Annotated in this window: 10 protein-coding genes and 1 tRNA gene; 10 read left to right on the top strand and 1 reads right to left on the bottom strand. The window is 27.4% G+C overall.

Annotated features, from left to right (window positions below; genetic code table 11):
• Window positions 1-220, top strand: a 220-nt coding sequence (locus BUA62_RS11335) for a transposase (RefSeq protein WP_143148349.1), incomplete at its 5' end; no start/stop codon positions are given.
• Window positions 221-471: 251 nt separating this feature from the next.
• On the opposite strand, the gene dnaK is transcribed toward BUA62_RS11335, so the two are convergent.
• Window positions 472-2,289, bottom strand: coding sequence for a molecular chaperone DnaK (dnaK, locus tag BUA62_RS08120; protein ID WP_072865294.1), 1,818 nt, complete (start codon window positions 2,287-2,289; stop codon window positions 472-474).
• 290 nt (window positions 2,290-2,579) lie between these two features.
• Here dnaK and argS point away from each other — a divergent pair, with 290 nt between their 5' ends.
• From argS to BUA62_RS08075, 9 genes are all read left to right on the top strand, one after another.
• Window positions 2,580-4,289 (top strand): arginine--tRNA ligase, encoded by a 1,710-nt coding sequence (argS, locus tag BUA62_RS08115; RefSeq protein WP_072865292.1) that lies wholly within the window; start codon window positions 2,580-2,582, stop codon window positions 4,287-4,289.
• A 9-nt stretch (window positions 4,290-4,298) separates the two neighbouring features.
• The gene (locus BUA62_RS08110; protein ID WP_072865290.1) at window positions 4,299-4,757 is read left to right on the top strand and encodes a hypothetical protein; all 459 of its coding nucleotides are present in this window, start codon (window positions 4,299-4,301) and stop codon (window positions 4,755-4,757) included.
• The gene (locus BUA62_RS08105) at window positions 4,729-5,922 is read left to right on the top strand and encodes a TIGR04013 family B12-binding domain/radical SAM domain-containing protein (protein WP_072865288.1); all 1,194 of its coding nucleotides are present in this window, start codon (window positions 4,729-4,731) and stop codon (window positions 5,920-5,922) included. Before BUA62_RS08110 ends, BUA62_RS08105 begins: the two co-directional genes overlap by 29 nt.
• On the top strand, window positions 5,919-6,623 hold the full coding sequence (locus tag BUA62_RS08100) for a hypothetical protein (RefSeq protein ID WP_072865286.1): 705 nt from the start codon (window positions 5,919-5,921) through the stop codon (window positions 6,621-6,623). The genes BUA62_RS08105 and BUA62_RS08100 overlap by 4 nt, the downstream gene beginning before the upstream one ends.
• Before the next feature lie 78 nt (window positions 6,624-6,701).
• Window positions 6,702-6,776, top strand: a tRNA-Asn gene (locus tag BUA62_RS08095).
• Between the two features lie 493 nt (window positions 6,777-7,269).
• The gene (locus BUA62_RS08090; RefSeq protein WP_072865284.1) at window positions 7,270-8,505 is read left to right on the top strand and encodes an iron-containing alcohol dehydrogenase; all 1,236 of its coding nucleotides are present in this window, start codon (window positions 7,270-7,272) and stop codon (window positions 8,503-8,505) included.
• Between the two features lie 176 nt (window positions 8,506-8,681).
• A complete protein-coding gene (locus BUA62_RS08085) occupies window positions 8,682-9,320 on the top strand; it encodes a cobalamin B12-binding domain-containing protein (RefSeq protein WP_072865283.1) in 639 nt (212 codons plus the stop codon).
• A complete protein-coding gene (locus tag BUA62_RS08080) occupies window positions 9,298-10,341 on the top strand; it encodes a uroporphyrinogen decarboxylase family protein (protein ID WP_072865281.1) in 1,044 nt (347 codons plus the stop codon). Before BUA62_RS08085 ends, BUA62_RS08080 begins: the two co-directional genes overlap by 23 nt.
• 5 nt (window positions 10,342-10,346) lie before the next feature.
• Window positions 10,347-11,807 carry a diguanylate cyclase gene (locus tag BUA62_RS08075; RefSeq protein WP_072865279.1) on the top strand — a complete coding sequence of 487 codons (1,461 nt, stop codon included), beginning with the start codon at window positions 10,347-10,349 and terminating at the stop codon, window positions 11,805-11,807.
• Window positions 11,808-11,822 lie beyond the last annotated feature (15 nt).

The following is an 11,822-nucleotide window of genomic DNA, read 5'->3' as shown; positions in this document are numbered from 1 at the left end:
ATTAACTAAAAAAGGTAATAAATATCTTAGAACTTATTTGATTTTAGCTGCTAATTCTCTTAGATATCATAATCCTATTTTCAAAGAATATTACTGGAAAAAGTTTAATGAATCTAATTCTCATCGTCATATGAGAGCTCTTGTATTAAGCGGTAGAAAATTTGTCAATCTTATTTTTTATTTACTTAAAAACAATGTACCTTATATTCCCATGAAATAATTTTTTCTCATCCTTGTTTTATTATTTATTTTCTTTTATTTTTGAATTTCAATATTCTCAAACTATTAGCTTCTTTTATAGCTAATTATTTCCTTTTTGCTCTTTTTTACTGATTTGACTCCCTACCGGAAATCTTTCAAAAAATATTTTAGCAATTATACAAAAGAAGTGTAACGATATTGTTTCAAAAATACAAATAAAGTTTAAAAAAATGGCTGGATTTCAAAAAAATCCAGCCATTAAACTAAACATTAATTATTTGTGTTTTGTGTGTCTTCAGGATTTGGGTTAGGATTTGTACCAGTATTAGCTGTTTGTTGTGCTTGTTGATAAATAGATTGACCTAATTTCATCGATTCGTTTTTCAAATCTTCCATAACGATTTTTAATTTTGCTATATCATTATTGTTAATAGCATCCCTAACATCATTGATTAATGTTTCTAATCTTGTTCTTTGGTCTTCTGGAACCTTATCTTTATTTTCGTTAATCAATTTTTCTACTTGATATGCTAAATCATCAGCTTGATTTTTAAGTTCGATTTCTTCTTTCTTTCTCTTGTCTTGTTCTTCATATTCTTGAGCTTCTCTAATCATTCTTTCAATATCTTCTGAAGATAACTTGTTTCTTCCGGTAACAACCATTGATTGCTGTTTACCAGTACCTAAATCTTTAGCTGAAACATTAACAATACCATTAGCATCTATATCAAATGAAACTTCTATTTGTGGAACACCTCTTGGTGCTGGTGGAATTCCAGTTAATTTAAAGCTACCTAAGAAGAAATTATCTCTTGCAAGAGGTCTTTCTCCCTGGAATACACCAATCTCAACCTCTGGTTGAAAATCTGCAGCCGTAGTAAATACTTTGCTTTTTCTAATAGGAATTTTACTGTTTTTAGGGATTATAACTTCCATCAATCCACCTTTAACTTCTACACCTAAAGATAAAGGAGTAACATCAACTAAAACTAAGTCTTGTTCGGTATTTCCTGTCATAATAGCTGCTTGTACAGCTGCACCAACAGCAACAGCTTCATCAGGGTTAACACCTTTACTTGGATCTTTTTGGAATATAGATTTTACTAATTCTTGAACTGCTGGAATTCTTGTAGAACCACCAACTAATAAAACATCATCGATTTCTTGTGGAGATAATCCTGCATCTTTTAAAGCAGTTTCAATTGGTCTTCTTGTAGATTCAACTAAATCCCGTACTAATTCTTCAAATTTCTTTCTTGTCAATGTTTTTTGTAAGTGAACAGGTTGTCCGTTAACTACAGTTATAAATGGTAAATTGATTTCTGTTTCTAATTTTGTTGAGAGTTCTATTTTAGCTGTTTCTGCAGCTTCCTTTAATCTTTGCATAGCTTGTCTATCGTTTGTTATGTCTGAACCGTGCTCTTTTTTGAATTCTTCAACTAACCAATTAATAATTCTTTGATCAAAATCATCACCACCAAGATGATTATTACCAGATGTTGAAACAACTTCAATAACACCTTCACCAACATCTAAAATTGAAACATCAAAAGTACCCCCACCTAAGTCATATACTACAATTTTCTTATCTTCGTGAACTTTGTTTAACCCAAAAGCAATTGAAGCAGCTGTAGGTTCGTTAATAATTCTCAAAACTTCTAAACCAGCTATTTCACCAGCTTCTTTGGTTGCTTGCCTTTGTGCATCGTTGAAATATGCTGGAACTGTAATAACAGCTTTTTTTATTTTTCCACCCAAATAAGCTTCAGCATCTCTAACTAATTTTTGTAAAACAAAAGCACTTATTTGTTGTGGAGTAAAACTTTTGTTGTCAATAGTCACTTTATAATCTGAACCCATTTTTCTTTTAATCGATCTAATAGTTCTTTCGGGGTGTAATACAACCTGTCTTTTAGCAGGTTCTCCCACTATAACAGTACCATCTTTTGAAAAATGTACAATTGAAGGTGTTGTTCTTTTACCTTCAGCATTTGGGATAACTTCAACGTTTCCATCTGGTTTCATCCATGCGATAGCTGAGTTGGTTGTACCAAGGTCAATACCAACTACAAATTCTTTTTCAGCCATATTATCTACCTCCTCTGATTAATCTTTCTATTTCCGTATATATTATACTCCAAAATTCTAGAAAATGTTCAATTGAAATAAAACTTTAACAAAATTATATTATTGCTTATATAATAATATTATATTATATCTAAATATATTTTTTACTAAAAATTATAGCAATCTTAACCATTGACTGCTATAGAAATAATTAGAAATATTGCCAGAATTTATTCATTATATTTATTTATACTTTTTTTAACAAAAACTATGTTATAATATTCTTAGTAAGAAAGGAAAGGAGTGAAAAAATGAAATTAGTTGAAAAAATTTTAGAAGATTTATTGAAAAAATCTGTTGAAAAAATATTTCCAAATGCCGAGGTAAAAGATCCAGTGGTTCAAAGGACATCAAATGAAAACTTTGGTGATTTTCAAACAAATTTTGCAATGATAAACGCAAAGGTGTTTAAAAAAGCTCCGAGAGTTATCGCTCAAGATATAATAGATAATATTCCAGAAAATGAGATAATTGAAAAAATAGAAATAGCTGGACCGGGTTTTATAAATATATTTATAAAAAATGATTTTTTAGTAAACTATTTGCCAAAATTAGAAAAAGAAGAACCAGATTTTTCATTTATTACGGATAAAGGAACAGTAGTAATAGATTATTCTTCACCTAATATTGCTAAACCTATGCATATAGGTCATTTAAGAAGTACTGTAATTGGTGATTCTATAAAAAGAATATATAAGTATTTAGGGTATGATGTAATTGGAGATAATCATTTGGGTGACTGGGGAACACAATTTGGAAAATTAATAGTTGCATATAGGTTGTGGTTAGATAGAGAACATTATGAAAAAGATCCTATTGGAGAAATGGAAAGAATATATGTAAAATTTGAAAAAGAAGCAGAAAAAAATCCTGAATTATTAGAAGAAGCAAGACAGGAATTAAAAAAATTACAAGATGGAGAAACTGAAAATAGAAAATTATGGCAGGAATTTATAGATTTATCTTTAAAAGAATATAATAAAATATACAGAAGGATGGATATAGAATTTGATACCTATTATGGTGAATCTCATTATCATAGTATAATGCCAGAAATAGTTAAGATGCTTCTTGAAAAAGGTATAGCAACATATAGCGAGGGTGCTGTTGTTGTATTTTTTGATGAAAAAGAAAATCTACCTCCAGCAATTATACAAAAAAAAGATGGTGCATTTTTATATGCAACCTCAGATTTAGCATGTATAAAATTTAGAAGAGAAACATATCATCCAAACAGAATATTATATGTAACAGATGAAAGGCAACAAACACATTTTAAACAAGTGTTCAATATTGCAAGAAAACTGGGTTGGGAAGATAATTATCAACATATATGGTTTGGATTAATGAGATTTGCTGATGGCGTTTTTTCAACAAGAAAAGGTAATGTTATAAAATTACAAGAATTGCTTGATAAAGCAGTAGAAAAAGCAAAAGCGATAATTGAAGAAAAAAATCCAGAGTTATCTGAAGAAGAAAAAAGTAAAATTGCAGAAATTATAGGAATTGGCGCTGTAAAATATGCAGATTTAAGTCAAAATAGAATTAGTCATATAATTTTTGACTGGGATAAAATGTTAGCATTTGATGGGAATACTGCACCATACTTATTATATACATATGCAAGAATTCAATCATTAAAAAGAAAAGCAAAAGATAATGGTTATACATTAGATAATGCTGAAATATTGATTAATGAAAAATTAGAAAGAAAATTGAGTTTATTATTAACTCAATTACCAATAATTGTAATGAGAGCAGCAGATGACTATAAACCTAACTTAATAGCAGATTATTTATTTGAATTGGCTCAAACTTATAATTCGTTCTACAATAGTTTATCTGTTTTAAAAGAAGAAGAAAAAGTTTTAAAATCAAGGTTATTATTATCACATTTAGCAGGAGAAGTATTAAGAAAAGGATTGGATTTATTAGGCATAAAAGTTGTAGATAAAATGTGAGGTGAAAAGATGATTTATTCTGTTGCGTTTTCTTTGTTATTAGCTGGATTGTCAGCGTTTTATTTAAAAGCTAACATTTCTTTGATGTTATTGTCTATAATTTTTGGGACAATTACAGCAATTTTTTCTTTCTTATCAAAAAAATATGATAAACTAACAATAGTATATTTATTTATTGGAGTATTATTATCATTCTTTGGTATTATTAGAGGTTTTGATATAAATTTATTTATAGTATTCGTATTAGCCTCAACGGTATTTTCTTCATTGTATAAGTATAAAAATAAAAAATTATTTATAGCATTAGCGTGGGTAATTAATGCATTAGCAATAGGAACATATATATACATAAACATATCAACTGCGTCTGCAATTATAGTAGCAATTTTAATATTTGCATCAGGATTAAGAGATATTTTCCCAAAGAAAATTTCTGAGGATGATTCAGTTGAAAAGAATAATATTTAGATTATTTAAATCTAATAGATATTCTATAGTATCATTAATTTCAGCAATAGAAAAAGAAAATATAAATATAGAACTTGTGTTAGAGAAAAATTTTAATAAAATTTTAGAATATGATCCAAAAGACACATTAATTGCATATTCTTTTATGAGTTTTGATATATTTGATGTTGAAAAAGAAATTCCAATATTAAAAGAAAAAGGGTTTGAAGTTATTGCTGGTGGTCCTCATCCAAGTGCGATGCCTGAAAGAACATTAAAAATAGGATTTGATAAAATATTTGTTGGTGAAGGTGAAAAAACCTTCACCGACTTTTTAAAATATGGTTCATCTGAAAAGATAATATATTCTCGAGAATATGTGAATTTGAATTATTATCCGCCTTATGCAATAAAAAATAAGCATTTTATGCCCATTGAAATAACAAGAGGATGTCCTTTTTTATGTGGTTACTGTCAAACACCAAATCTTTTTGGAAGAAAAGTAAGACATAGAGATGTGGATATAATAATAGAATATGCAAAAGAAGGGATTAAACATAACAGAAAAATAGCAAGATTTATAACCCCAAATTCCTTTGGATATGGTTCAAAAAATGGAGTTACACCAAATGTGGAAAAAATAGAGGAATTATTATTTAATTTAAAAAAGGTAGGAGTTGAAGAAATATATTTAGGCTCTTTTCCTTCTGATGTTAGGCCAGAATCTGTAACTTCTGGAGTATTAAAAATCATAAAAAAATACATTAATAATAAAATGATTATAGTTGGAGCACAAAGTGGAAGTGAAAAAATACTAGATAAAATAGCAAGAGGACATAATCTAGAAATCGTTGAAAATGCCTTATCATTAATTCATGAAAATGGTTTTATACCATATGTTGATTTTATATTTGGATTTCCGTTTGAAACAGATGAAGATATTAAAAAAACCTTTGATTTTATGGATAAAATAACAGAAAAATACAAAGCCGTTATACATTCACATACATTTATGCCGTTGCCAGGAACACCGTTATTTGATGTTGGACCTGGAAAGCTAAATAAAAAATATTATAAAAAATTAGGAGATTTATCAAGAAATGAAAAATTAGCAGGATATTGGCATAAACAGGAACAATTATCAAAAAAATTATATAATCATTTTTTTGGAGGCGAAATAATATGAAAAAAATTATATTATTATTAATAACCTTAATACCTTTACTGATTTTTTCTGATATCATTGAACAAAAAGAAATAGATTTAAATGGAGATTCAATTAATGAAAAGGTAATTTTAGAAGGAGACTATATTAGTTCCATTTTTATAGATAATCTAAAATTAAAGATAATTGGAAATGAATCAACAACTATAGAATTAAATTTTGGGTCATACGAACCAAAAATTGAATTTTATGATTTTGATGGAGATAAAAAATTAGATGTTTTTATAAAAGGTTATTCAGGTGGAAGTGGTAATTATATTTATTACTATATTTATTCATATTTGAACGGTGAATTGTTGGATACCAAAAATGAAATTTTAGATTTAAAAACATCATTTATGGATGGGTTTAAAGCGCTAGTAAGATTTAAAGATGCTTATACTTATCTTGCTTTATCTGATAGAAAAAGTGAATATATAAAAATGAAAGTGTATAATAAATATGGTCAATTTATAGGTAAAATCAAAGAATTATTTATAGGTGGCATAGGTGAATTAGAACCATATGATTTTGGTAATGATGGAATATATGAATTAAAAGGGATTATTAGTATTTCAGGATTATATCATGCAGATAGAATAGGCTATGCGCATTTTATTTATTCTGTGAAAGAAAAAAGGATCAGATGGCTTGAAATATCAAAAGTTATTTATGTAAAATAAAACAATATTTAATATTTGTAGCAAAAAGTTATCTTGATTTCTTTTGAAACTTATGTTATAATATACTCCGGAAGTTGTTCCGGCGTAGCTCAACGGTAGAGCGGGTGGCTGTTAACCACTAGGCTGGGGGTTCGAATCCCTCCGCCGGAGCCATTAAAATCCCCTTAGGGGTTAACAAGAACGTCCAGTTACCATGCTGGACGTTTTTTGTTTATATTTAGACGTATTCTCTTTTTATTACTTGGAAAACAAAACTTTTTTGAAAAAAATAGAATAAATAATTATCTAAATTTTTTTGTATAATAATACAATTTGTCGTTGTAGCTCACTTCTGCGCTTGAATTATGTCACAATCTGGAATTGGAAGCCAGTTTTTTTAATTTCAGTATATACTCAAATCTTTTGAGAAAATATTCACAATTTTTAAAAAGTAGGAAAAGTTTTTGTAATAATTTTTTGGTAGAATAAAAGTGGAAAAAATATCAATACATTTCGTAAAACTAACGAAAAAATTATTGTTTTTAAAGATTGTGATTTTTTTAACCTTTATAACAAAACAAAAGTGTTTATAAGAATCATATTATAGTGTGTAAAAATTATAATAGATAGGGTGATTAGCCTAAAATATATAATGGAGGTGGGAAGTATGTTATTAAATGGTGCATGGGAAAACAAAGTTGATATTTACAATGTTTTTGAATTAAGATGCAAAACAACAGCATATTTTGGAGTTGGAGCAATAAATAAATTTAAAGACATTTGTGATTTTTTAAACAAAAAAGATATTAAGAAGGTTATTATTATAACAGATGATGTTGTTTATAATGTAACAGGAATTAAAGAAAAAGTAGAGAAATTTTTGGATGAAGCAGATATTTCATATATTGTATATAATGGAGTAAAACCAAATCCAAATGTTAAAATGATTGATGAAGCTAAAAAGATTGGATTAGAATTTGGTGCAGGTGCAGTCATTGGTGTTGGTGGAGGAAGTCATATTGATACTGCCAAGAGTGTAGCCGTATTATTACATGAAAAATATAAAAATTATACAGGAGCAGATTTATATGAATTAAAATTTGTACCGGAAGAAGCTTTACCTATAATTGCAGTTAATACTACTCACGGAACAGGTACAGAGGTTGACAGATTTGCAGTTGCAACTATTGAAGAAAAAGGTTATAAACCAGCATTAGCTTATGATAGTATATATCCTGTATTTGCTATTGATGATCCGGAAATTACAAAGTCATTGCCATGGACACAAACAACATATACAGCAATTGATGCAATAAATCATGTTACTGAGGCAGCAACTACTTTAGCAGCTTCACCATACTCAATACTTTTAGCAAAGGAAACAATTAGATTAGTATCAAAGTATTTACCTCAAGCTCAAGCAAAACCTGGAGATTTAACAGCAAGATATTTCTTGCTTTACGCATCAGCTATAGCGGGTATTTCATTTGATAATGGATTATTGCACTTTACACATGCTTTAGAGCATCCTTTAAGTGGAATTAAACCAGATTTACCACATGGTTTAGGATTAGCTATGCTTTTACCTGCAGTTGTAAAAGCTATATATCCCGCACAACCAGAAGTTCTTGCTGAAATTTATAGTCCAATTGTACCAGATTTAAAAGGTGTTCCAGGAGAAGCTGAATATGCCGCAAAAGGAATTGAAAAATGGTTATTTAATATTGGAGTTACACAAAAACTTACAGATGAAGGATTTAAAGAAAGTGATATAGATAAATTAGTTGAATTAGCATTTAATACACCATCATTGGATTTATTATTGAGTTTAGCTCCTATAAAAGCAACAAAAGATATAGTTAAACAAATTTATATAGATTCATTATATCCATTAAATAAATAAGACACCTTCATTCCGTCCCCTTTTTGGAATAGGCCCCTTTTTGGGGTCTTTGTTTTTTATATAGCTTTATAATATTGAATTATATTAAGAATTTGAAATATTAAGCTATTTCGACATTGAAAAATTTACTTTTTTGTGATATAATTTTAATAAAAAGAAAAGTGTGAGGTCAAAATATGAATGAAATTATAACGGAATTTACTAATGTTCTATTGAAAGGAGATAAGGTTCAATCAGCACAAATAGTGGAAAAATATATTTCTAATTTTTTCTTAATTGAAAAATTAATAGTAGAATCTCTTGAAAAAATAGGAGAATTATGGGAAAATGGCGAGATATCTTTAGCTCAAGTATATATTAGTGGTATTATCTGTGAAGAATTGATGGGGAAATGGATAAAAGACACTCAAGTTAAAAACAAAATTGATTTAAATTTAGCAATAGTTGTTTTAGAAGATTATCATACACTTGGTAAAAAAATTGTTCAATCAATTTTACAATCTGCAGGTTACGTGCTTAAAGATTATGGGATGGGAAAAAGTGTCGATGAAGTTGTGGATTTGGTAATTAAAGACAATATAGAAATATTACTAATATCAACATTGATGTTACCGTCTGCTTTGAAAGTAAATTATTTAAAAAGAAAGTTGCAAGAAAAAGGAAAGAAAACTAAAATAATTGTGGGAGGTGCTCCTTTTAGAATTGATAAAACTCTTTGGAAAGATGTAGAAGCAGACGCACATGCAACACACGCTTTTCAGATATTTGAAATATTAAAAAAGATGGTGAAAAATGATGAAAGAAATGACATCTAAAGAAAGAACGTATATCTCAATAAGTTTTAAAGAACCAGATAGGGTTCCATTGTTTTTATGTTTTTCTTATTATGGTGCTAAAGAATTAGGTATGTCTGTAAAAGAATATTTTTCTAATTATGAAAATATAGTTATTGCACAGATGAAAATGAGAGAAAAATATAATAACGATTGTTACTGCACTTTTTTTTATGCATCTTTAGAAATAGAATCATTTGGGGGAAGAACTATTTTTATAGAAAACGGTCCACCAAATGCAGCAGAACCTATTATAAAAAATTTTGAGCATATAAATAGCTTAGAAATTCCTAATGTTAAATATTCAAAACCATTAGAACAAGTTTTTGAATTGCAAAAAAAATTAAAAGAAAAAAGTTCTGATGATGTCCCTATTATTGGAGTTATTATTTCTCCATTTTCGTTGCCTATAATGCAATTGGGATTTGATAAGTATATAGAATTAATCTATTTTTATCCTGACTATTTTTGGAATTTGATAAATAAGAATATAAAATTTTCGATCTCTTGGGCTAATATGCAATTAAAAGCAGGTGCAGATATGATAGTTTACTTTGATCCTATGCTTTCAACAGAAATGCTTCCTAAAGATATAATATTAAAAACAGGATATAAAATAGCTCAAAAAACATTAAATTTAATAAATGGTCCTGCTGCAATCCATCTTGCTTCTGCGAAAACAGAAGGTATTGTTGAAGAACTATTAAAAACTAAAGCATTAGCATTGGGAATAAGTAAAAATGATAATATAAAGAATCTGAAAAACAAGACATATGGAAAAATGAGTTTGATTGGTAATCTTGACGGTATTTCTATGAGAAAATGGAATTATTCAGATGTTGAAAGAAATGTTAAAAAAATAATATTTGAAGGTGCAGAAGGTGGAGGGCTTATCCTTTCTGATAACCATGGTGATATTCCGTGGGAAGTTGATGAAAATGTTCTTCTTTCAATTGCAGAAGTTGTAAAAAAATATGGGAAATATCCCTTAAAAAAGGATTGAATTTTATGGAAGACAAAATAAAATTATACGTATGTGAAAGTTTTAAAAAAGAATTTGAGATGATTAAGGAGAACTTAAAATACAATATAGAAGTTTTTTCTTTTCCATCTTACTGTACCTATCATCAAAAAATAAAAAAATCAAAATTTATCAAGGGAAATTTAGAAAACATAAAGAATTCTATTTGTATATGTGGAAGGTTTTGTGAGTTGCAAAAAGAATTACCAGAAAATGTAAAAAAAGACGTAAAATTTTATAATTTGGATAATTGTTTATATATTTTTAGCAAAAATAAAGTAGATAAACATTTAAAAGAAAGAGCATATATTATAACTCCATGGTGGGTGGAAAAATGGAAAGAAAATATTTTATCATATGGTTTTGACAGAAAAACAGCCCAAAGATTTTATAAAGAATCATTTAAAAAAATAATTCTCTTTGACACTAAAACTAGCAATAAAATTGAAGAGAAATTAAAAGCATTTTCCGATTATATTTTATTACCATATTTTATTGAAGAAATAGAACTAGATTATTTGGAAATATTAGTTTCAAAAATTTTAAATGACTTTATATTAGAAAATGAAATTAAGAAAAAAGAAGAAGAAATAAAAGCGTTGGATATTGAAAAAAGTAATTATATAGCCGTTTTAAATATGATAAAAGACTTTTCAGAATTAGAATCTAAAGAAATGATTATTAATGGTATTATAAATCAAGTGAAAATATTTTTTGCTCCAAAAAATATTCAATATATTGAATATGATGGAGAAGATATTTTGTCAGGAGAAAAATACGAAATAATAAGAAAAAACAAAGGATTTATTGTTAAATTAGAGTATGGAAAAAAGATTTTTGGTTATATAAAGTGTGAAGGTTTTTTATTTCCACAATATTTCGATAGATACTTGAACTTCATGCTTAATAGCTCTAATATATATGGTTTGATGATTTCAAATAGTTATATGTTAGAGCAAAATAAAATACTCTCTATAACTGACCATTTGACAGGTATTTATAATAGAAGATATTTTGAAATTAGGTTAAAAGAAGAAATAGAAAGAGCTAAAAGAACAAAAAATATTTTTTCTTTGATGCTATTTGATATAGATAATTTTAAAATGATAAATGATAATTATGGACACAAAGTTGGAGATGAAATTTTAAAAAAACTTGTTGAATTAATAAAAAGTAGAATACGAAAAACAGATATATTTTTTAGATGGGGTGGTGATGAATTTGCTATAATATTACCCCATACAAAGTTAAAAGAGGCAAAAGTTTTAGCAGAAGAATTAAGAAAAACAATCTATAAAACAGATTTTGGAATTAATAATAGAATTACATGTAGTTTTGGAATAACCAGTTATGACCAAAATACCACATTTTCAGAAATAGTAAAGAAAGTAGATTGTTTAATGTATAGAGCTAAAAAAGATGGAAGAAATAAAATTTGTAATTCTTAAAAAAATGAGCAAAAA

This window comes from Marinitoga hydrogenitolerans DSM 16785 (assembly GCF_900129175.1).
GTDB lineage: Bacteria > Thermotogota > Thermotogae > Petrotogales > Petrotogaceae > Marinitoga > Marinitoga hydrogenitolerans.
The sequence above is the reverse complement of the archived record's forward strand: the minus strand, read 5'-3'. Positions and strand labels throughout refer to the sequence as shown.